The organism is Companilactobacillus paralimentarius DSM 13238 = JCM 10415 (genome assembly GCF_001434985.1).
In the GTDB taxonomy this organism is placed as follows: Bacteria; Bacillota; Bacilli; order Lactobacillales; family Lactobacillaceae; genus Companilactobacillus; species Companilactobacillus paralimentarius.
Genome location: NZ_AZES01000031.1, coordinates 17,766 through 40,744 on the forward strand (window position 1 = coordinate 17,766; position 22,979 = coordinate 40,744).

The window sequence follows — 22,979 nt, forward strand, 5'->3', positions numbered from 1 at the left end:
AAATTGTGATTTTATACTAAGAAAAAAGTACATAATAGTCAATTATTATGTATTTTTATTGAAAAATATGAGTTTTTAAAGGCTATATATTGATATATGACGATTGAAAAGAATAATCATCCTTATTTGTTCAAATAAATTAATTAGTTAAAGAATAACTTTCTTTTAATAAATTGATTATTTGTTTCCATTCAACTGTGCCATCTAAAATAATGGAAATCCAATGTTCTTTATTCATGTGATAAGCAGACAAATAACCAGAGGCATTTCTTAAAATAGAATTTATTTCAGGATTAATTTTCACATCAAGTAAGTCAATGCTCCCCGTACCATCCAAACCTAATTTATTTTTTTCAACAGGCATGATTAAACCAAACCATTTGCCACTGTCTTTGTGGCGGAGTACTTGATAATCGGGGAATTTCTTGAATGGCTTGTCTATGTATGTGTCCTCTGATTTGTTAACATATTCAATTAATTGATCTGTAAGTTCCATTATTGTTGTCCCTTATTTGAATCGGAGTCTTTGTAATCTTCCTGATAAATATAGCGATGTAGTTTCAAATATTGTTCTCCCAATTTTTTCTCGTTGTTGTTGTCCTTAGGATAATAATAACGACGCCCTTTTAAACCCTTTGGCATATAGTTTTGTTGAGCAAGTTGGTGCGGTGATGCAAAGGGAGAATCTATTAAGCCTCCACCAGTAATTTCTTCGGAATGTTTATAATGCATATCTCGCAAACCTTTAGGCATGGGGTGTTCGTTGGGATGCTCAGTATCTTGATCTAATTTTTCCCAAGTCTCATCAAATGATACTGATTTAGGGGAGATACACATAAGCATTGTGGCAGACATTAGTGGATATTTGGCCTTTGGCATTCCAATTTTTTCGGCTTGATTAGCGGCCACAACGATTTGAGTAACTTGTTGAGGGTTAGCCAATCCAATATAAGTGTATGGAATTTCACGTAATCTGCGTACGACTGATGGTAAATCGTTATTTTTCAATAATACTGCTAAATAATATAACGCTGCATCTGTATCAGAACCGGCCATGGAATCAGAATAGGCGGAAAGATAGTCATAGTGTTTAGTGGCCTTTTTATCGTAATTGAAATGTTGCTGCTGGGCAAATTTTTTCACGTTTTCGACAGTGATTTTATCGGGATTAATTGCGTGAATTGTTTCTAAAGTATTCAAAGCAATTCTCAAGTCACCATCAGCAGAAATAGCGATTAGTTTCAAAGAGTCAGTTTCGACTTGTTCGTCAGTTAATTTATAGATTTCAGTCACAGCACGTTTCAACATAGTCTCGATATCCGTGTCACTAAGTGATTTGAATTCAAAAATCTGACTTCGAGAACGAATAGCGGGAACGATTGACATAATTGGATTCTCAGTCGTAGATCCGATTAGCATAATATGACCGTTTTCCAAATAAGGTAGTAGAAAATCTTGCAAGGTCTTGGTCATACGATGGATTTCGTCTATCAGTAAGACAAATGAATCGTCAGGATATTGATCAATTTGTTTAGTCAATTTGGCTTTGTTATCAGTAGAAGCATTGAACGAGTCGAAAGGATAATTGTTAGCCTTAGCAATAATTTTGGCTAGGGTAGTTTTGCCCGTGCCAGGTGGTCCCCACAATAATAGAGGGATGTTAACGTGTTGATCGATAATTTGTCTTAAAGGTTGTCCAGTTTTTAATAATTCTTGTTGACCAACCATTTGATCAAGGGTTTGTGGCCTCATTAAATCGGCTAGTGGTGTTTTGAATGACAATATTTTATTCCTTTCTTAATTGATTAGGAAATAGTTATTCCTATTATCACAGATAAAGTTCAGAAAATAAATATTTTGTATTAGAAAGAACTAATTATAATACATTTATTTGCAATTAAATTTTTTTCAACATATTTCAGATTAGAATTAAAGAATCTTCATCTTGTGACTATATATAAAATCTTAAATTTATTCAGAGTTTTTAGAAAATAAAAATGCCGTAAACTCAACGTTTACGACACTTTTATAATTATAAAATATAATGGAATTTGATACATTATCACCCGTATGGGAATCGAACCCATAACTCCACCTTGAGAGGGTGGCGTCTTAAACCATTTGACCAACGGGCAATTAAACAACAATCATTATTTTACCTATAAAGTAGGGACGGTGTCAATAATAATTGTTAATTATTTTTATCTTTTGTTTTAATTATCAATATATAAATCAGCATTCCAATCAAGACGATAGTATAAATAGCACTGGCAAAGCCAGCATATTCCATAATGATCCAACCAGTAATTCTAGCACTGGCCATTAGTAACATTGACAGTACGCCGAACATAACAATTTTTCTTAAAAGGCTTTGATAAATTTCATTGAACTTTTTCTGATTATTTCTCATAGTAAGATAACTCCTGAAATAGCTAAACCACTGAAGATAGCAAGAAAATTGTTGAGAAAGTGAACAGTAATGTCAGCCTTAATATTCTTAGTTCGATAATAAACGCCTGCTAGAACGATACCTAGCAACACTTTTGAAAGAGCATAAATCCAATCGGTTCCAGTTCCAAAGGGTGCATGGACGTAGCCAAAGAATATACCACTCAACAAAACCGATATTAATGGACTATTAACAAAGAACCAATTCATAAAAATACCGCGGAAAATTATTTCTTCCAAAATTGGTGCAACAATCACGCTAAAAATAACTAGAATAGCTATATTATTTTTACCAATCAATTGTAAAGCTTCGACATTGGCATTACTACTCTTCATAAAAGGAACAGTGGCAAAATTAATGAAGCCGATTAAAACAGTTGCGATTAAGATAATTAGCCAGGTCTTTTTAGTAAATTTTTGAGTAGGGAACTTTTGTACGCGTTTAAACACAAAAATAATTATGATAGCAGCGACAATTAGCAATATAATGGTTATAATTGGTGCAATTTTCAGATAAGATTGGTAACTTGATCCGAGTTGCTTTTTGGTCAATGTCAGAATACTTAATGGAAGTTGCTCTAATAAAAATAGAGCCAAAAAGGCTATAATATGGAATATAGTTTTTATAGGTTGATAATTATTTTTAGAATTATTCATTAAAAAGCCACCTTATTTAAGATAATTATTAGAATTATTTGATAATTAGTGCTTTAATACTATAATGCTATGTGAGTTTTTTAAAGGGAGTGAATAAATGTTCAAGATTGCTCGAGGAAGGATCAATGTTTGGCAAGTGCTTGCGGCAATTATTTTTATGATTTTCCAAGTTATTGCAACGTTATATATCCCTAATCTAACATCAGACATTGTTAATAAAGGTGTTATTACTGGTGATACTGACTTCATTGTCAGCGCTGGTATTAAAATGATTGTTGTATCATTTATCACCGTTATAGCAGCGTTTGGTAATGTCTTGATGGCGTCACAAGCGTCACAAGGATTAGGTCGAAAGTTAAGATCCGATTTATTCAAGAAAATATTATACTTTACACATGATGAGTTCGACAAATTTGAGACTTCATCTCTAACAACTAGAACAACGAATGATGTTGTCCAAATTCAAAATGTAATGATCATGATGTTGAGAATGATGATTATGGCACCGATTATGCTGATTGGTGCAAGTTTCATGGCCTATCAAAAGAACGCAGAAATGACGAAGATCTTTTTGATCTCGATTCCTATTTTGCTTGTTCTAGTGGGAGCTGTGATGTTTTTTGCTGTTCCTTTGTTTAAGGCAATGCAAAAGAAAACTGATTGTTTGAACTTGGTCTTCCGTGAAGGTTTGACAGGGGTACGTGTTATTCGTGCCTTCAGACAAGATAAATTTGAACAAGATAGATTTAATGATGCTAACCAAGATTATACTAACAATGCGGTTAAAGTATTTAGTATCGTTGCATTGATGTTCCCAATTGTTACTTTGATTATGAGTGGTACTAATGTTGGTATCACTTGGCTGGGTGCTCATTATATTGCTAATCAGTCAATGGAAATTGGTAATATGATTGCCTTTATGACTTATGCTATGCAAATTTTAATGAGTTTTATGATCTTATCAATGGTCTTTGTATTTGTTCCCCGTGCTTCAGCTTCAACTGCCCGTATTCAAGAAGTTTTTGAAACAAAAAGTAAAATTGATGTTGTAGCTAAACCAGCTAAACTTAAGAATGAACCTGCTCTTAGTTTTAATGATGTTAACTTCCGTTATGCTGGAGCCGAAAAGTTGGCTTTAGCTAATTTGAATTTTAACATGACTAAGGGTCAAACCTTAGCAATTATCGGTGGTACTGGTTCAGGTAAAAGTACTCTAATCAATTTGATTCCTAGATTTTATGATGCCGAAACGGGTGTTGTAAGTATTAATGGAACCGATGTTAAGGCTTTGAGTACTGAGGATATCAATAGTAAAGTCTCAATGGTTCCCCAAAAGGCCTACTTATTTAGAGGGACAATTCGTGACAATATGCTCTATGGTAAACCAGATGCTACTGATGATGAAATTTGGCATGCACTAGAGGTTGCTCAAGCAGCGGACTTTGTTAGTGAATTGGATGACAAGCTCGATTCAGAAGTTGAACAAGGCGGAGAGAACTTCTCTGGTGGTCAAAAGCAACGTTTAGCAATTGCCAGAGCTTTAGTCAAAGATGCTTCAATTTATGTCTTTGATGATTCATTCTCAGCTCTTGATTTCAAAACTGATTTGAATTTAAGAACAGCATTGAGAAATGATGAAAAAATCAGTCAGAGCGTTGTTGTTATTGTCGGTCAACGTATTTCAACAGTTGCTGATGCTGATCAAATTGTTGTCTTAGATGATGGTAAGATGGTCGGATTAGGAACGCATGCTGAATTGAAAGCAAATAATAAGACTTATCAAGAAATAATTGAGTCTCAATTAAAGGAGGGTAAGTAATGGCTGAGAAAAATAATCAATCACCCTCAGTAGGACATGGTCCTGGACCTGGGCCAGCGGTTGTTGTTAAACCTAAGAACTTCTGGAAAACAACTGGTCGTTTAGCTAAGTACATGTCCGGTTATATGGTCGGAATAATTTTTGTCTTGATCTTAGCGATTGCTTCGGCTGTCTTCCAAATTAAGACTCCTAAGATTTTAGGTGAAGCTACAACTGAGATCTATAAGGGATTAATGACTGGTGTAGCTCAACAAAAAGCCGGATTAAAGATTAATGGTCTGCCAATTGATTTTAGTAAGATCGAACATATTATTTTAATCGTTATCTTGATGTATTTGGCTTCAGCTGTTTTCAACTTTATTCAACAATTCGTTATGACTCGTATTTCACAACGGACAGTTTATAAACTAAGACGTGATTTGAAGTCAAAGATGGCACGTTTACCAATCGTTTATTACGATTCTCATTCTAATGGTGATATTATGTCACGTGCTATCAATGATATGGATAACATTGCCGGAACCTTGCAACAAAGTTTGACTCAGTTGGTAACTAGTACTGTAACTTTTATTGGTGTTATTTGGATGATGTTCACAATTAGTTGGCAAATGAGTTTGATTGCTTTAGCCACTGTTCCTTTAAGTTTGATTGTTGTTGGAATTATTGCCCCATAATCACAAAAATTCTTCAAACGTCAACAAGCTTCACTAGGTCTTTTGAACAACCAAGTTGAAGAGAACTATACGGGACATGTTGTTGTTAAGAGTTTTAATCATGAAGATGAATCAATTGAAGAATTTGAAAAGGAAAATACTAAACTTTATAAGGCTTCCTGGAAAGCTCAAATGATTTCTGGTATTGTCATGCCTTTGATGACTTTCATCAATAACTTAGGTTATGTTTTAGTAGCCATTTATGGTGGAATTCAAGTTGCCAATGGTAATGTCTCATTAGGTAACATTCAAGCTTTCTTACAATATATGAATCAATTTTCACAACCAATCTCACAATTAGCTAATTTAACCAATACAATTCAGGCTACCGTGGCTTCAGCGGAACGTGTCTTTGAAATTTTGGATGAACCTGAAATGGAAAATGATACAGTTGATGTACCCGATGTTGAAACTGATAATAAGGTTACGCTTGATCATGTTAAATTTGGTTATGAACACAAGCCAATTCTTTTGGAAGATTACAATTTAGATGTCAAACCAGGTCAAATGATAGCTATTGTTGGTCCAACGGGTGCTGGTAAGACAACTATCATTAATTTGTTGGAACGTTTTTATGATGTTAAAGGTGGTTCCATTAAACTAGATGGTAAAGATATTCGTAATATGACACGTGAACAAGTCAGAAGTCATTATGCGATGGTCCTTCAGGATACTTGGCTCTTTACTGGTTCTATCTATGATAATTTGAAATACAGTCGTGAAGACGCTACTAAGGATGAAATTATTGAAGCTGCCAAAGCAGCCCATGTAGACAACTTTGTTCGTCAATTGCCAAAGGGTTATGACACGGTATTGAATGAGGAAGCTTCGAATATTTCACAAGGACAAAGACAGTTAATTACCATTGCTCGTGCCTTTGTAGCTGATCCTGAGATTTTGATTTTGGATGAAGCAACAAGTTCGGTTGATACTAGAACAGAGTTACATATTCAACATGCGATGGAACGTTTGTTGAAGAACAGAACAAGTTTCGTTGTAGCTCACAGACTTTCAACAATTCAAAATGCCGATAAAATTATTGTGATGAATCATGGTTCAATCGTGGAAACAGGTAATCACGATGAGCTTATGGCCAAGAACGGCTTCTATGCTGATCTTTATAATTCACAATTTGCTGGAAATGTCGCTTTGTAAAAAAGATAGATATATAATTGGAACGTGTTTATAGCACGTTCTTTTTTTATACTTTTTATTACGAGAGGCAGGATTTTATGGCAAGTTTTGAAGAGACAAAAGCACAAATAATTGATTTGGTGAATAAGCAAGTTGTTCCAGGAGTCAGTTTTGGCTTCATAAACTCGTCACAGACGCAGAAATATACTTATGGCAATAAGTCATGGGTTCCAGAGATAACTCCTCTCAAAGGTGATGAATTACACGATTTAGCGTCATTAACTAAGGTGATGGGAACTGTACCATTAGTTTTGAAGATGTTAGATGATAAATTGATTGATTTACATGATCCTGTCAGCAAATATTTACCAGAATTTAAAGATGATAGAGTAGAACTGTTTCATTTGATTACACATACTTCTGGCATCAAGGGCTTTATCCCTAACCGTGATGCCTTAAACTGTGATCAGTTGATTCAAGCATTATTGGCATTGCCTGTTACTGATACTTTTAATAAAAAAGTTGTTTACACGGATACTGGTTTGATTTTCCTCGGATTGATTGCAGAGAAGTTTTATAAGATGCCAGTTCAAGATGCTATTATGAAATATGTAATTGAACCGGAAGGACTAAAGGATGCTACATTTGAACCTGATCCGGTTAGATGTGTACCAACTTATCCAGTTGATGGCAAGATGCTTTACGGAATTCCTAATGATCCTAAGGCTCGTCAATTGGGTAAGCATTGTGGATCAGCTGGTATGTTTGCAACTTTGGATGATGTTATGCAATTTGCCGGTGATATGTTGAAACCGGATAAAGAATTTTTATATCATAATTACACTGAATTGAATCCTGGACGTTCGCTAGGTTGGGATGTGAAACCAGATGGTTCAGGACATGTTCTTTTCCACACAGGTTATACGGGTGAATTTTTAGCGGTTGATTATCAACATCAGAATGCAATGGTTGTAATGACTAATCGAGTTCATCCTAATCAATATAACCAAATCTTCTTGAGACGTCGTGAGACAATCTTGGAGTCATTTTTGAATAAGAGTAAATAAAATGGCAATCTATTTAAGATTCTATTAGGTTTAATTAAAAGAAGCAGCATCTATTTAGGATAAACGTTTATACGTTTCTAGATAGATGCTGTTTTTGATTTCTATTTTTTGAGAATGATTAATCTATATTTAAAAATAAAGTTAAGCCAGCCTAATAAAATTATTGAAACACCATGAAGTATATGATATTCTGAATTTAGAGCGGATTTAATCGCTAATATAAGGAGGCTCATTATGCTTAATGTTAAGAACCTCACTGTCGCTTACGATGACACACCAGTATTTTCTGATGTTGCCGTTAATTTCAACGCAGGAAAAATCACTGGAATCATTGGACCGAATGGTGCAGGTAAATCGACCTTAGTCAAAGCTATTTTGAATTTGATAAAACCTCAAAAGGGTACTATTGACTATGACGGTCAATCGATCGAAAGGATTCGCAAACGAATTGCTTACGTTGAACAAAGAAAAGATTTGGATCTAACTTTTCCCATCAGTGTCTTTGATCTAGTTGTGACTGGAACTTATGGTCAATTGGGATTGTTTAAAAGTCCTGGTAAATAAGAAAAACAGATTAGCTATGATGCTTTAAAAAAAGTTTCTCTGGAAGAATTTGCTAAACGTCAGATTGGTAACTTATCCGGTGGTCAACTGCAGCGAGTTTTTATAGCTCGAGCAATTGTTCAAGAAGCAGAAGTTATTGTTTTAGATGAACCGTTTGTAGGAATTGATTTACAGAGTGAAACTGCCATTATGGAGATTCTCAAACAATGGCAAAATCAGGGTAAAACAATTATCGTTATTCATCACGATTTGAATAAAGTAACAAAATATTTTGATGATTTGGTTATTTTAAATCACGGAATAGTCGATTTTGGACCAACTCGAGAAGTTTATAATTCCATTAATATGGAAAGTGCCTTTAGTGCAGATCTTTCTTCAGTGCTGTTTCAAGGGAAGGAAGGTGTGCAGTGATGACATCAGTTATAGATTTTATAAATGCCTTAGGAAAGTATGATTTCCTACAAAGTGCATTACTAACCGCGATTATGGTTGGTATCATGTCAGGGATTGTGGGCAGTTTTATTATTTTACGTGGAATGTCGTTAATGGGAGATGCCATTTCACATGCTGTTTTACCAGGAGTGGCAGTGGCTTATATGTTTGGATTCAATATTTTGATTGGAGCCTCACTTTTTGGTATTTTGGCTGCAGTATTGATTGGCTTTGTGGCATCTCGGAGCAAAATTAAAACTGATACTTCCATCGGAGTTATCTTTAGTGCTTTTTATGCTTTGGGCTTCATCCTAATTTCAATGGCAGAAAGTTCAACCAACTTACATCACATCTTGTTTGAAAATATTCTGGCAGTGAGTGATAACGATATTATGACTACAGCAATTGTTTTGGGAGTCGTGATTCTATTCGTGGTTGCTTTTTATAAAGAGTTGCTGGTAACTTCATTTGATGAAACCTATGCTAAAACTTATGGTTTAAAGGTTCAGATTATTCATTATGCCTTGATGCTAGTTTTAACTTTAGTAACAGTTTCTGCTCTACAAACGGTTGGAATTATTCTAGTGGTAGCAATGTTGATCACACCAGCTGCAACAGCCTTTTTATGGACCGATAAATTAAATTGGATGTTAATTTTATCGGCCATTTTGGGAGTGATTTCATCAACCGTAGGTCTTTACTTCAGCTATACCTTCAATTGGGCGTCAGGGCCGGCAATTGTAATCGTAGCCGCAATGTTGTTTACACTATCGTTTATTTTTTCACCGAAACAAAACTTCTTTAAACTGAAAAGGAGTGTTGTACAATGAAAAAAATAATTATTACGTTTCTTTCAGTAGTAACGATGGTTAGTGGTGTCTACTGGTTCTTACAGCATCGAGCTCACAGTAACTCTAATTTACCAAACAATGAGAAATTGCATGTTGTGACAACTAATTCTATTTTAGAAGATATGGTTAAGAATGTTGGTCGTGATCGAATTGAACTCTACAGTATTGTCAAACGCGGAGTCGATCCTCATGAGTATGAACCACAACCGAGTGATATTTCGAAAGCTAATGATGCAGATGTTATTTTTCACAATGGCTTGAATTTAGAGACGGGTGGCAATGGTTGGTTTAATAAATTAATTGAAACAACTCACAAAGATTTTAATAAAGAAGTCTTTGCCACGAGTGAAGATATTGAACCTAGACATTTGACTACTAACAAAAGTGAAGTCGATCCTCATGCCTGGTTGGACTGGGCAAATGGAATTAAGTACGTTAGAACGATAACCAATGTTTTGAAAGAAAAGGATCCACGTAATGCTAGTTTTTATCAGGATAATGCTGATGAATATATTGCTAAATTAGAACGATTGCACCAAACAGTACAGTCGAAATATTTGCAAATTCCTGAACAGCAGCGTTTATTAGTGACATCTGAAGGAGCCTTCAAATATTTTGGTGCTGCCTATCATGTCACACCAGCTTATATTTGGGAAATCAATACTGAATCACAGGGTACTCCAGAACAGATGGAGCGAATTTTAAAGCAAATAAATAAATCAGAAGTAAAAAGTTTATTTGTCGAATCATCCGTATCACCCAAATCGATGGATAAGGTAGCCAGTGAATCTGGTCTGAAGATCCATTCTAAAATATTTACGGATTCCTTAGCCAAAAAGGGAACCACTGGGGATACATATTACTCAATGATGAAATGGAACATTGATCAGATTTATACAGGATTGAAATAAAAAGATCCAGTGTAGCAACCATTGATGGTTACTGCACTGGATCCTTTTTATTTCTAAATTATTTTTGTTTGATATATCCTTGATCGCTGAGAACTTTGCGTAGTCCTAACATAGCTGTATAAGTTGCGAGGACGTAGATTTTTTTAGTTGGAATCTTAGGGATTTGTTTAACAAAATCTTCGATTTCAACTGTTTCAATATTCTTGTTCATGTTGAGACCGGCAATTTTAAAGCGATAAGTTACATCTTTGACACGTTTACCACCAGTGATAACTAATGGTAATTTGTCATAGTCAAAGTCTTCAAAGTTAGCGTCCCAGATCCAACTAGTATCAATACCATCAGCATAATTAGCATTCAATAGAAAGGCTAATGAGTAAGGCTCTTCATCACTCAAAACAGTTTCGATAACTTGATTCAAGCCGACTGGGTTCTTAACTAGAATGATATTAACATCTTTGTCATCAACGGTAATAGTTTCTTGACGACCAAAGACTTTCTCATCATAAGCAAAGGCTTTACGGATCTGTTCAACGCCGATGCCCATTTCTGAAGCAATGGCATAAGCAGCTAGCGCGTTATAGACATTATATTTACCACCAATATTCATGGTAAATTTGTTGCCATCAATTTCAAATTCAGTTTTGTTAGGAAGTAATGTTGAAATACCGGTTACTTGATACTTTAATTGTCCACGTTTGAAATTACAGTTAGGACAGAAGTAACTACCCAAGTTAGCGTAAGATATCATATGATAGTGCATGATATGATTACATCTAGGGCAGAGAACACCATCAGTATTAGTAGGTGCCTTGAAATCTTCATTTTCATGTCCTTTGTCAGAAAAACCATAGTTGATAACTTTGTTAGGCAATTCTTTGGATGCAAAGATAGCAGCGTCACCATTGGCAATGATTGTGGCATCTGGTGCTAATTTAATACCATCAAGAATTTTTTGATAAGTAGTGTAAATTTCACCGTAACGATCCATTTGATCACGGAAAATATTAGTTAAAACAAAGTACTTAGGTTTAATATATTTACAAATGATAGGAACATTGGCCTCATCAACCTCTAAAACAGCCAAAGGTTTCTTGCTCTTTTTATGATGAGTAACAAAACTAGTTACAATACCTTGGATCATGTTAGAACCAGTTGGATTTGTTAAAACATCATCGTATTTTTGAATCAACATCTTATTGATCAATGATGTTGTCAAAGTTTTACCATTGGTACCGGTCACGACAATCAATTCGTAATCTTTACCAAGACTCTTTAAAATGTCAGGATCAATCTTGTAAGCAATTTTTCCAGGATATGAGGAACCGCCATTGAAAAATTTGTTTAAAATAAAATAAGATGTTTTTCCCGTTAATGTTGCAATACCTGATTTAAATGTCATTATGAAAACCCCAAATTGAATTAATTAAAACAATATTATCATACCTCACAAGTATTTTATGCGATTTTGTTTGAAATTGAAAAATGTTTAATGTGTTCAAGCGGCAGTTTTTTCGTTATAATTTTGAAGGATATTATTTTGGAGGCGTAAAATTGGCTCAATTATTTTTTAAATACGGTGCTATGAATAGTGGAAAATCGATTGAGATTTTAAAAGTGGCGCATAATTATGAAGAACAGGGTAAGTCAGTTATTTTGATGACAAGTATTATGGATACTCGTTCAGGTGCTGGAAAGATACAGAGTCGTATGGGATTAACTCGTCCAGCTATTGCTCTCAAGAAAGATTCTGACGTTTTTGAGATCGTAAAGGAAAAAAATCCTGATGCATCTTGTATATTGATTGATGAATGCGAATTTATGACAAAGGATCAGGTTTTACAGGCAACGAGAGTCGTTGATGATCTAGGAATTCCTGTTATGGCTTTTGGTTTGAAAAATGATTTTCGTAATGAATTATTCGAAGGTACAAAATATTTATTGCTTTATGCGGATAAATTGGAAGAAATGAAGACTATCTGTTGGTTCTGTACAAAAAAAGCTACAATGAATATGCGTATGTCAAATGGCAAGCCGGTTTTTGAGGGAGAACAAGTTTCAATTGGTGGCAATGAAATGTACTATCCAGTTTGTCGTCGTCATTACAACCATCCTCCAATGCTAGATAATAAATAAGAGAAAGGATTGTTAAGTTGGATAAAATATTTGAACAACTAGAAACGTTGCTTGAAAGATATCAGGAGCTCCAAGAACTAATGAGTGACCCTGAAGTTATCAACGATACTAAGCGCTATATGGCTTACTCAAAAGAAGAAGCTGATATGCGTGATGTTGTTGCTGCTTTCAAGCGTTACAAAGAATTAAAGAAGAGTATCAGTGATAGCGATGAAATTTTACGTGAAACTGATGACCCAGAAATGACTGCAATGGCTAAAGAAGAAATGGATTCTTCTAAGAAGGAACTAGATGAGGTTGAACACAACATTACTCTATTGATGCTTCCTAAGGATCCTAATGATGATAAGAATATTATCATGGAAATTCGTGGTGCCGCCGGTGGTGATGAAGCTAGTTTGTTTGCAGCTGATTTATTGAGTATGTATAGTAAATATGCTGAAAAACAAGGCTGGAATTTTGATATCATCGATGAAACTGATACTGAGGTTGGCGGTTATAAAGATGTTGCTGTCATGATCACGGGTGACAGTGTTTATTCGAAATTGAAGTATGAGAACGGTGCTCACCGTGTTCAAAGAATTCCTTCTACAGAGTCACAAGGACGTGTTCATACTTCAACTGCTACTGTTGCAGTTATGCCTGAATATGATGAAGTTGATATTGATATTGATCCTAAAGACATTCGTACCGATGTTTATCGTTCATCTGGTGCCGGTGGTCAGCATATTAACAAGACTTCATCAGCTGTTCGTATGACCCATTTACCAACAGGTATTGTTGTTGCTATGCAAGATCAACGTTCACAACAACAAAACCGTCAAAAGGCTATGCAAATTTTGAAGTCTCGTGTTTATGATTACTATGAATCACAAAATCAAAGTGAATATGATGAAAAACGTAAGTCGGCTGTTGGTACAGGTGATCGTTCTGAACGTATCAGAACTTACAATTATCCTCAAAACCGTGTGACTGATCATCGTATTGGTTTATCTTTGAACAAATTAGATAGAATCATGAATGGCGATCTTGAAGAAATTATCGATGCCTTGATTGTTGACGATCAAACCAAGAAGTTGGAGCAAATTCAAAGTGGAGAAGCTAAGTTATTCTAACGCCCTGAAAAGGGCTTTTTTATTGTTAAAAGAGCAAAATAAATTCCCAGAAGATGCGCAGTACTTAATGGAAGAGTTGAGTGGCTTTAACTATACGCAATTGCAATTACATCGTAATGAGATCGTGCCCAATGATATTATGCATAAATTTCGTGATGGTGTTGTGAAGTTAGGGATGGACGTACCAGTTCAATATATTTTAGGATACGCATATTTCTTGAACCGCAATTTCACTGTTAATGAGAATGTTTTGATACCGAGACAAGATACTGAGGAAATGGTTCAAAAGATTATCGATGATCATAGTGCTAAGAATGAATCTATTTGTGATATTGGAACAGGGTCAGGGATAATTGCTATCAGTTTGGGAATAGCTTTTCCTGATGATGATATTTTAGCGACAGATATATCGGCAGAAGCACTTAAAGTGGCTCAATTGAATGCTGACAACTATCAAGCTAATAATGTTTATTTTCAACAGAGTGACCTATTCAAAGAAATCAAATCACAACAATTTGACGTGATTGTTTCCAATCCACCATATATTGCTGAAGACGAAAAAAAAGACATGGATCCAAGTGTTATTAAATATGAACCTGATTTAGCTTTATATGGAAGAGATAATGGTTTAGAATTCTATGAGAACATTGTAAAGGTAGTCGATAATTATCTTTCGGATCAGGGAACTCTCTATATGGAATTTGGATTTAAACAAAAAAATGCAATAAATCAAATTTTTTGTGATAATCTACCCAATTATGTTGTAGAATTTCATAAAGATATGAGTGGTAATTATCGATATCTAAAAGCTAAAAAGGAGATGTAGTATTGGAAACTGAGATACTCGAGAGTACACAGATTCAAGAAGCTGCAGATTTCTTAACCGATGGACAGTTAGTGGCTTTTCCCACGGAAACTGTTTACGGCTTAGGAGCTGACGCAACAAGACCTGATGTAGTCAAAGAGGTTTATGCTGCTAAAGGACGTCCAAGTGATAATCCTTTGATAGTTCATGTTTCTGGACCAGAGATGGTTTGGGAATATGCAGACAACAGTTACAAACCATTGGCGGAAAAACTAATGAAAGCATTCTGGCCAGGTCCTTTGACAATTATTATGCCAATTCAACCGGGTAAACTTTCAAAAACTGTCACAGGTGGTTTAACAACTGCTGCCTTTCGTATGCCTAATAATGCAGCAACATTGAACCTTATCAAGACTTTTGGCAAACCAATTGTTGGTCCTTCTGCTAATACCAGTGGTAAACCAAGTCCAACTTTGGCTAAACATGTTTATCATGATTTACATGGTAAGATTGCAGCTGTTTTGGATGATGGACCAACCAAGATCGGTGTTGAGTCAACAGTAATTGATTTGTCTGTTGATGTACCAACTATTTTGAGACCAGGGATGATAACGGATAAGGACCTTTTGAAGGTCATTGACAACGTTAATAGTGATCACCATAAGGTCAAAGCCGGCGAGGTTCCAAAGGCACCAGGGATGAAATATAAGCATTATGCACCAAGTGCTCAAGTTATTATTGTTGATAATAAGAGTGACTTTAAACAAGCAATCGCACAATACCAGGCCAAAAATGTTCCAATGGGTGTCATGGCAGTGGATGAAATTTTGCAAGAAGTACCAGCTGGAATCAAGACCTTTTCACTAGGAAATGATGTCATTAGTGCTTCCAGGGATCTATTTGCTGGCTTACGCCAATTAGATGCTGATCATGTAAAATTCATTCTTGCTCAAGGATTTCCCGATGCAGATCACGGTGAGGCTTACAGCAATCGTTTGAATAAATCAGCGGGTAACGCACATTATAAAAACTAAGGAGACAGAAAATGTCTAAATTTACAGTATTGAACCACCCTTTAATTCAACACAAATTAACAATTATCAGAAATAAGAATACTGGTACAAAAGTATTCCGTGAAGTTGCTAATGAAATTGGTGAATTGATGGTTTATGAAATTACAAGAGACTTACCTTTAAAAGATGTTGTTGTTGAAACACCAATGGGCAAATCAACACAAAAAGTTCTTGCAGGTAAGAAACTTGCCGTTATTCCTATTTTGCGTGCTGGTTTAGGTATGGTTGATGGTGTTCTTGAATTGATCCCAGCTGCTAAAGTTGGTCATATCGGTATGTATCGTGATGAAGAAACTTTGAAACCACATGAATACTTTGTAAAACTTCCTAGTGATATTGATCAACGTGAATTATTCATTGTTGATCCAATGCTTGCTACAGGTGGTTCTGCTAACATGGCTATCGATGCATTGAAGAAGCGTGGTGCTAAACATATGCGTTTAGTTGTTTTAGTTGCTGCTCCTGAAGGTGTTAAAGCTGTTCAAGAGGCACATCCGGACGTTGATATCTATGCAGCTTCACTAGATGAAAAAATTACAGACAGTGGTTATATTTTCCCTGGATTAGGCGATGCTGGTGACAGATTATTTGGGACAAAATAACAATTTCATTGTTTGAATATATAAAATTTAGTGTTATTATTTTGTGGTATCAATTGTTTTCAATAAGCGAAGAAAGGAGGGTTATTATTGGATGATAAGTATAAGTTTATTGATTTCTTAGGGTTAAGATTCAATGTTGCAAATGACTTATCAGTTCTTATCTCTGCGATCCTTGTTTTCATTTTGGTCTTTGCATTATCTCGTAAGATCACAATGAGGCCAGGTAAGGCACAGAATGTACTTGAATGGATGATTGATTTTACTAATAGTATTGTAAAATCGGCAATGCCTGATGGGTCTGGTAGACGCTTTAACCTTTATGCGTTTGTATTATTCCTATTTATCTTTGTTTCAAACCAATTAGGATTAATTATTCAAGTAAAGGTTGGAGGTTTCACATACGTTAAGTCACCAACAACCAATCCACTAATTACAATGGGACTCGCTACGATTTCATTGTTGCTTTCACATTACTATGCTGTGAAGAAATTTGGATTTGGTGGTTACTTATCCAATTATGCGAGACCGGTAAAGTTCTTACTACCAATTAACCTTCTGGAAGAGTTTACAAACTTCCTAACATTGTCACTACGTCTTTACGGTAATATATTTGCCGGTGAAGTACTTCTTGCACTTATTGGAACTGTTGCAAAAAGCGTTGGCGCTGTTACATTCGTCGCAGCAATACCATTAGCCATGGTATGGCAAGGCTTTTCTGTATTTATTGGAGCCATCCAAGCGTATGTATTTACCACATTGTCTATGGTCTATATTTCACGTAAACTGGAACAAGAATAACTTTTATTGGAGGAATTTTTAATTATGAAAGATATTGCGGCAGCTCTTGCAGCTGGTATCGCTGCTCTTGGAGCATCAATCGGTAACGGACTTGTTATTTCAAAAACTCTTGAAGGTATGGCCCGTCAACCAGAAGTAGCTGATAAACTAAGAGGAACAATGTTCATTGGTGTTGGTCTTATCGAAGCTGTTCCTATCATTGCTATTGCTATTGCGTTCGTTATTCTTTTTGTCTAATACATATGATGAGTTGGCGATCAATAAAAAATCGCCTTTTTTATGTGTGTATTTATTTGATAGGAAGGAGTGAAGAATATTGGCAGGTTTATTAGTTCTCGGAGCCAATCAAGTAGCTTTGGGAGACATGCTTTTCGTTCTTGTTTCTTTCATCATTTTGGCACTTGCGGTTAAGCATTTTGCTTGGGGTCCAATCACAAAAATGATGGACGCCAGATCTGAAAAAATCACTGGTGACCTTGATTATGCGGATCAAGAACGTGCTCGTGCTAAAAAGTTGGCTCAGGAACGTGAAGATGCACTTAAAAATTCACGTGCTGAAGCAGTTGGAATCGTTAATAAGGCTAAGGAAAGTGGAGAGACTCAAAAGAAGTCTATCTTAACTGAAGCCCACGGCGAAGCTGAAGAAGTGAGACAAAGAGCTAAATCTGATGCTGATAAAGCTAAACAAGATGCTATGGCTGGAGCACAAAAAGACATAGCAAACTTATCTTTGGAAATTGCTTCTAAAGTTATTTCTAAAGAGCTTAATGCTGACGATCAAAAGTCACTAATCGACTCTTATATTAAGGAGTTGACGGTTAATGAAACTAAGTAATAAGCAAGTGGGAAAACGCTATACTAAGGCACTTTTCGAAGTTGCCGAAGAACAAAAGTCTGTAGAAGAAATGCTCGAAGATTTAAAAGCTTTGAAGCAAGTTTATGAGGAAAATCCTGGTTTAGGTTTTGCTCTAGCAGGCCGTTCTATTTCTCGCACTGAAAAGCTTAAGATCTTGGATACATTAAAGAGTCAATTTGGTTCTTTAATGCAGGATTTCTTAGGTTTAGTGTTTGATAACAATCGTATGGATTGTGTTATTGATATTGCTGATGCTTTCATCGAAAAGTACGATGAAGTTAATGGAATTGTTGAAGCAACAGTTACAACAGCAATTGAATTGGATCAAGCACAAACCGAGAATCTTGAATCCGTGATTAAAAAGAGATTTTCAGTAAATGAAGTAAATTTAACGAAAATAGTTGATTCAAATATCATTGGTGGCGTTATAATCCGTGTTGGAGACCAAGTTGTCGATGGTAGTGTTGTTAAGAGATTTAATGACATTAAGAACATGCTATTAGTTAATAATTAATTCGAGGTGAAAAGAATGAGCATCAAAACTGAAGAGATTAGTTCGCTGATCAAAGAACAGTTAAAGAACTATAAAAATGAACTCTCAGTTGATGAAGTAGGTACAGTTACATACGTCGGTGATGGTATTGCTCGTGCTAATGGCCTTGAAAATGCTATGGCTAGTGAATTACTTGAATTCCAAGACGGTACTTTTGGTGTGGCTCAAAACCTTGAAAGTGATGATGTTGGTATCATTATTTTAGGTAATTACGATAAAATCCGTGAAGGCGATACTGTTAAGAGAACAGGTCGTATCATGGAAGTTCCCGTCGGTGATGCGATGGTTGGACGTGTCGTTAATTCTTTGGGTCAACCTGTTGATGGTCTTGGAGAAATCAAGACTGACAAAACTAGACCTATTGAGTCACCTGCACCCGGTGTTATGCAACGTAAGTCAGTTTTCGAACCTCTTCAAACAGGTTTGAAGGCCGTTGACTCACTTGTTCCTATTGGTCGTGGTCAACGTGAGTTGATCATTGGTGACCGTAAAACTGGTAAAACATCAATTGCTATCGATACTATTCTTAATCAAAAAGATCAAGATATGATTTGTATCTATGTCGCAATTGGTCAAAAGGAATCAACAATTAGAGCCCAAGTTGAAACCTTAAGAAAGCATGGGGCAATGGATTACACAATCGTTGTTGAAGCTGGTCCTAGTCAACCAGCACCTATGCTTTACTTTGCACCATATTCTGGTGCTGCAATGGGTGAATATTTCATGTACAATGGCAAGCATGTTTTGATTGTCTATGATGATTTAAGCAAGCAAGCTAATGCCTACCGTGAAATTTCGCTATTGCTTCGTAGACCACCTGGGCGTGAAGCATATCCTGGTGATGTTTTCTACTTGCATTCACGTTTGCTAGAACGTGCTGCTAAGTTGAGTGACGATTTAGGTGGTGGTTCAATGACCGCTTTGCCTATCGTTGAAACACAAGCCGGTGATGTGTCAGCCTATATTCCAACTAACGTTATTTCTATCACTGATGGACAGATTTTCTTGAGTAGTGATATGTTCCACTCAGGTACACGTCCAGCTATCGATGCTGGTACATCTGTTTCTCGTGTTGGTGGAGATGCCCAAATTAAGGCTATGAAGAAGGTTGCTGGTACTTTACGTCTAGATCTTTCTTCATATCATGAATTGGAATCATTCGCTCAATTCGGTTCAGATCTTGATGAAGCTACAAAGGCAAAACTAGACCGTGGACGTCGTACAGAAGAAGTTCTAAAACAACCTGTACACTCTCCAGTTGCTGTTCAAAAACAAGTTTTGATTTTGTTTGCTTTGACAAGAGGATTCTTAGATAAAATCGCTGTTGACGATATCAAAGAATATGAAGCTTCGCTTTCTGAATATTTCGATGCAAACCATTCAGATCTTTTACAAACAATCAAAGAAAAAGGTACATTACCTGATGAAGATACCTTCAAGTCAGCTGTAAGTGAATTTACAGAAAACTTCTTGGCTTCTAAGTCAGATTCAGATAGTAAGCAAGAAAAATAATACAGGAGGTTTAAATAATGGCTGAGTCCCTTATGGATATTAAAAGAAGAATTTCTTCTACTAAGAAAACCGGTCAAATAACAAAGGCCATGCAAATGGTCTCTGGTGCTAAACTCTCTCGTATTGAAAAGAAATCTATTGCTTATCAATTGTATGAAAAAAAGGTTGAAGACATTGTTAGACATTTAACAGCTGCTGATGTGTTTAAAGAATTATCTGTTGCAGATGATTCCACTGATCCGTTGAGTTTAAACAGTCTTCTAAAAGTTCGTGAAGTCAAGAAGACTGCATATGTTGTCATTACAAGTGACCGTGGTCTTGTTGGTGGATACAATAGTAATATTTTAAAAGCGATGATGGATCTTTTCCAAAAGAAATATCATGGTGATAAAAGTAAATTTACTATCATTTCCCTAGGTGCAACTGGTACTGAATTTTTCAAAGCACGTGGCTTTGACGTTGCCTATGAATATACAGGATTACCTGATATTCCAACTGTTGAAGACATTACACCAATCATGAAAACAATTTTGCAAATGTATCAAGCTGAATTGTTTGATGAAATTGACATTTGTCATAATCATCACGTTAATTCATTAGTTTCGAAGTTTACAACTCAGAAACTTTTACCATTAACAGAACCTGATGATGTTACTGCTGAAGAACAACAAGTTGCTAGTGAATACATCACAGAACCAAACCCTAAAGCAGTTCTATCTGCAATTGTGCCTCAATATATTGAGTGTTTAGTTTTAGGAGCAATGATGGATGCAAAAACAGCAGAGCATGCTGCTTCTGTAACAGCTATGAAGAGTGCTAGTGATAATGCTGATGACCTTATTGCAGGTTTGTCACTACATTATAACCGTGCTCGTCAGGCTCAAATTACTACAGAGATCACTGAAATTATCGGTGGTGCTGCTGCACTTGAATAGTTTAGAAAGGAGCCAAATTAATGAGTAGCAAAGGTAAAGTTATTCAGGTAATCGGTCCGGTTGTCGATGTTGAGTTTCCTATTGATGGAGACTTGCCAGAAATCAACGACGCTTTGAAAGTTAAGAAAAGCGACAGATCAGAGATTACCCTTGAAGTTGCTCTAGAACTAGGTGATGGCGCCTTACGTGCTATTTCCATGAGTTCTACTGACGGACTTCAAAGAGGTGCTGAAGTTGTTAACACTGCCGGTCCTATTTCTGTACCAGTTGGTAAAGAAACATTGGGTCGTGTGTTTAATGTCTTAGGTGAATCAATCGATGGAGGTAAAGCATTTCCTGCTGACTTCCCAAGAAACAGTATTCACCGTTCAGCACCTGCTTATGATCAATTAAATACATCAACTGAAATTCTTGAAACAGGTATCAAAGTTATCGATCTACTTGAACCTTACGTTCGTGGTGGTAAAGTTGGTTTGTTCGGTGGTGCCGGTGTTGGTAAAACCGTTCTAATTCAAGAGTTAATCCATAATATTGCCGAAGAGCATGGTGGTATTTCAGTATTTACTGGTGTTGGTGAAAGAACACGTGAAGGTAATGACCTTTATTATGAAATGAAGGAATCCGGTGTTCTTGCTAAAACAGCCATGGTTTACGGTCAAATGAACGAATCACCTGGTGCTCGTATGCGTGTAGCCCTAACAGGCTTAACAATTGCTGAGTACTTCCGTGATGTTGAAGGACAAGATGTTCTATTGTTTATCGATAACATCTTTAGATTTACACAAGCTGGTTCAGAAGTTTCTGCCTTGCTTGGTCGTATGCCTTCAGCCGTTGGTTATCAACCAACATTGGCTACAGAAATGGGTCAATTGCAAGAAAGAATCACTTCTACAAAGAAGGGTTCAATTACTTCAATTCAAGCCGTTTATGTTCCTGCCGATGATTATACTGACCCTGCTCCTGCTACAACCTTCGCCCATTTGGATGCTACAACCAACTTGGAACGTAGATTGACACAACAGGGTATTTACCCAGCCGTTGATCCTTTGGCATCATCATCATCTGCTCTTGACCCCGATGTTGTTGGACAAGAACATTATGATGTTGCTACTGAGGTTCAAGAAGTTCTTCAAAGATATCATGAACTACAAGATATTATTTCTATCTTGGGTATGGATGAATTATCTGATGAAGAAAAGACTGTTGTTGCTCGTGCAAGACGTATTCAATTCTTCTTGTCACAAAACTTCAGTGTTGCTGAACAATTTACTGGTGTACCCGGATCTTATGTTCCTGTTGAAGAAACTGTTAAAGATTTCCGTGCTATCTTAGATGGTAAGTATGACGATGTTCCTGAAGATGCCTTCAATGGTGTTGGTGGAATTGATGATGTTCTTGCTAAGGCTAAGAAGATGGGCTGGACACCAGCTGATGAAGAAAACAACGATGACAACTCTACTGAAGCAGTTGCCAATTAACAGAAGGAGGAAATGATATGGCTGGTAATATTATGAAGGTCAATATTGTTACTCCTGATGGTGTTGTTTACGACCATCATGCAAAACTCGTTGTCTTGAGTACCATTGATGGTGAAATTGGTGTCATGGCACACCATGCCCCAATTATTGCCCCATTGGTCATTGATGAAGTTCGTGTCCGTCGTGTCGACAAGCCTCACCATGAAGACTCAATTGCTGTAAATGGCGGGTTCTTGGAGTTTAGTAATGATCTAGTATCGATCGTGGCTAATAGTGCCGAAAGAGCTAGAGATATTGATTTAAGACGTGCCAAATATGCTAAGCAAAGAGCTGAAAGTACTATCAAAGTTGCTGAAGAAAAACACAATATTGATGAGTTGGCTCGTGCACAAGTATCCTTACGTAAGGCTATTAATAGAATTAACGTAAGTTCACATCGTAATTAATATGTAATTAATAAAGACTGGCTCTTTGTCAAATCGTATTGATGAATAGTTTTTGTATAGAAGGCAACCTCATG

The 22,979-nt window shown here is 36.1% G+C and carries 22 protein-coding genes, 1 tRNA gene and 2 pseudogenes; 19 read left to right on the top strand and 6 right to left on the bottom strand.

Features of this window, described 5'->3' with window-relative positions; translation table 11 throughout:
* Positions 1-139 precede the first annotated feature (139 nt).
* From FD33_RS04045 to FD33_RS04065, 5 genes are all read right to left on the bottom strand, one after another.
* The gene (locus FD33_RS04045; protein WP_025084801.1) at positions 140-496 is read right to left on the bottom strand and encodes an MmcQ/YjbR family DNA-binding protein; all 357 of its coding nucleotides are present in this window, start codon (positions 494-496) and stop codon (positions 140-142) included.
* Positions 496-1,782, bottom strand: coding sequence for a replication-associated recombination protein A (locus FD33_RS04050; protein ID WP_025084800.1), 1,287 nt, complete (start codon positions 1,780-1,782; stop codon positions 496-498). Before FD33_RS04050 ends, FD33_RS04045 begins: the two co-directional genes overlap by 1 nt.
* A gap of 280 nt (positions 1,783-2,062) precedes the next feature.
* Positions 2,063-2,135: transfer RNA gene (locus FD33_RS04055), tRNA-Glu, on the bottom strand.
* Between the two features lie 56 nt (positions 2,136-2,191).
* A complete protein-coding gene (locus tag FD33_RS04060) occupies positions 2,192-2,410 on the bottom strand; it encodes a hypothetical protein (protein WP_025084799.1) in 219 nt (72 codons plus the stop codon).
* On the bottom strand, positions 2,407-3,105 hold the full coding sequence (locus FD33_RS04065; protein ID WP_025084798.1) for a CPBP family intramembrane glutamic endopeptidase: 699 nt from the start codon (positions 3,103-3,105) through the stop codon (positions 2,407-2,409). The genes FD33_RS04060 and FD33_RS04065 overlap by 4 nt, the downstream gene beginning before the upstream one ends.
* A gap of 97 nt (positions 3,106-3,202) precedes the next feature.
* Between FD33_RS04065 and FD33_RS04070 the strand changes: the two genes are divergently transcribed.
* The 6 genes and pseudogenes from FD33_RS04070 (at position 3,203) to FD33_RS04095 (ending at position 10,596) form a co-directional block, all read left to right on the top strand.
* Positions 3,203-4,924 carry an ABC transporter ATP-binding protein gene (locus FD33_RS04070; RefSeq protein WP_025084797.1) on the top strand — a complete coding sequence of 574 codons (1,722 nt, stop codon included), beginning with the start codon at positions 3,203-3,205 and terminating at the stop codon, positions 4,922-4,924.
* Positions 4,924-6,792: pseudogene (locus tag FD33_RS04075) on the top strand (ABC transporter ATP-binding protein). The gene FD33_RS04070 and the pseudogene FD33_RS04075 overlap by 1 nt, the downstream one beginning before the upstream one ends.
* Before the next feature lie 77 nt (positions 6,793-6,869).
* On the top strand, positions 6,870-7,838 hold the full coding sequence (locus FD33_RS04080) for a serine hydrolase domain-containing protein (RefSeq protein WP_025084796.1): 969 nt from the start codon (positions 6,870-6,872) through the stop codon (positions 7,836-7,838).
* A gap of 234 nt (positions 7,839-8,072) precedes the next feature.
* Positions 8,073-8,813, top strand: a pseudogene (locus FD33_RS04085) (metal ABC transporter ATP-binding protein).
* Positions 8,813-9,664, top strand: a complete 852-nt coding sequence (locus tag FD33_RS04090) for a metal ABC transporter permease (protein WP_025084795.1) — start codon at positions 8,813-8,815, stop codon at positions 9,662-9,664. The pseudogene FD33_RS04085 and the gene FD33_RS04090 overlap by 1 nt, the downstream one beginning before the upstream one ends.
* Positions 9,661-10,596: a metal ABC transporter solute-binding protein, Zn/Mn family gene (locus tag FD33_RS04095; protein WP_025084794.1), complete on the top strand. Its 936-nt coding sequence runs from the start codon at positions 9,661-9,663 to the stop codon at positions 10,594-10,596. The genes FD33_RS04090 and FD33_RS04095 overlap by 4 nt, the downstream gene beginning before the upstream one ends.
* Before the next feature lie 58 nt (positions 10,597-10,654).
* Here FD33_RS04095 and FD33_RS04100 read toward each other — a convergent pair whose 3' ends face one another.
* Complete coding sequence (locus FD33_RS04100; RefSeq protein ID WP_025084793.1) at positions 10,655-11,998, bottom strand: Mur ligase family protein; 1,344 nt, start codon at positions 11,996-11,998, stop codon at positions 10,655-10,657.
* 152 nt (positions 11,999-12,150) lie between these two features.
* Here FD33_RS04100 and FD33_RS04105 point away from each other — a divergent pair, with 152 nt between their 5' ends.
* The 13 genes from FD33_RS04105 (at position 12,151) to FD33_RS04165 (ending at position 22,905) form a co-directional block, all read left to right on the top strand.
* Complete coding sequence (locus FD33_RS04105) at positions 12,151-12,732, top strand: thymidine kinase (protein ID WP_025084792.1); 582 nt, start codon at positions 12,151-12,153, stop codon at positions 12,730-12,732.
* A 17-nt stretch (positions 12,733-12,749) separates the two neighbouring features.
* A complete protein-coding gene (prfA, locus tag FD33_RS04110; RefSeq protein WP_025084791.1) occupies positions 12,750-13,847 on the top strand; it encodes a peptide chain release factor 1 in 1,098 nt (365 codons plus the stop codon).
* Entirely contained in the window at positions 13,825-14,673 is an 849-nt protein-coding gene (prmC, locus tag FD33_RS04115; RefSeq protein WP_025084790.1) for a peptide chain release factor N(5)-glutamine methyltransferase, read from the top strand. Before prfA ends, prmC begins: the two co-directional genes overlap by 23 nt.
* A gap of 2 nt (positions 14,674-14,675) precedes the next feature.
* Positions 14,676-15,686, top strand: a complete 1,011-nt coding sequence (locus FD33_RS04120; protein WP_056955779.1) for an L-threonylcarbamoyladenylate synthase — start codon at positions 14,676-14,678, stop codon at positions 15,684-15,686.
* 11 nt (positions 15,687-15,697) lie between these two features.
* A complete protein-coding gene (upp, locus tag FD33_RS04125) occupies positions 15,698-16,327 on the top strand; it encodes a uracil phosphoribosyltransferase (protein WP_025084789.1) in 630 nt (209 codons plus the stop codon).
* A gap of 87 nt (positions 16,328-16,414) precedes the next feature.
* The gene (atpB, locus tag FD33_RS04130) at positions 16,415-17,125 is read left to right on the top strand and encodes a F0F1 ATP synthase subunit A (protein WP_056955780.1); all 711 of its coding nucleotides are present in this window, start codon (positions 16,415-16,417) and stop codon (positions 17,123-17,125) included.
* Positions 17,126-17,149: 24 nt separating this feature from the next.
* Positions 17,150-17,362, top strand: a complete 213-nt coding sequence (atpE, locus tag FD33_RS04135) for a F0F1 ATP synthase subunit C (RefSeq protein ID WP_010020175.1) — start codon at positions 17,150-17,152, stop codon at positions 17,360-17,362.
* A 76-nt stretch (positions 17,363-17,438) separates the two neighbouring features.
* Entirely contained in the window at positions 17,439-17,960 is a 522-nt protein-coding gene (gene atpF, locus FD33_RS04140) for a F0F1 ATP synthase subunit B (protein WP_025084788.1), read from the top strand.
* Positions 17,947-18,495: an ATP synthase F1 subunit delta gene (gene atpH / locus FD33_RS04145; protein WP_056955781.1), complete on the top strand. Its 549-nt coding sequence runs from the start codon at positions 17,947-17,949 to the stop codon at positions 18,493-18,495. Before atpF ends, atpH begins: the two co-directional genes overlap by 14 nt.
* 15 nt (positions 18,496-18,510) lie before the next feature.
* A complete protein-coding gene (gene atpA, locus FD33_RS04150; RefSeq protein ID WP_025084787.1) occupies positions 18,511-20,046 on the top strand; it encodes a F0F1 ATP synthase subunit alpha in 1,536 nt (511 codons plus the stop codon).
* A gap of 17 nt (positions 20,047-20,063) precedes the next feature.
* A complete protein-coding gene (locus tag FD33_RS04155) occupies positions 20,064-20,981 on the top strand; it encodes a F0F1 ATP synthase subunit gamma (protein WP_025084786.1) in 918 nt (305 codons plus the stop codon).
* Positions 20,982-21,001: 20 nt separating this feature from the next.
* On the top strand, positions 21,002-22,459 hold the full coding sequence (gene atpD, locus FD33_RS04160; RefSeq protein ID WP_025084785.1) for a F0F1 ATP synthase subunit beta: 1,458 nt from the start codon (positions 21,002-21,004) through the stop codon (positions 22,457-22,459).
* A gap of 17 nt (positions 22,460-22,476) precedes the next feature.
* Positions 22,477-22,905, top strand: a complete 429-nt coding sequence (locus tag FD33_RS04165; protein ID WP_025084784.1) for a F0F1 ATP synthase subunit epsilon — start codon at positions 22,477-22,479, stop codon at positions 22,903-22,905.
* Positions 22,906-22,979 lie beyond the last annotated feature (74 nt).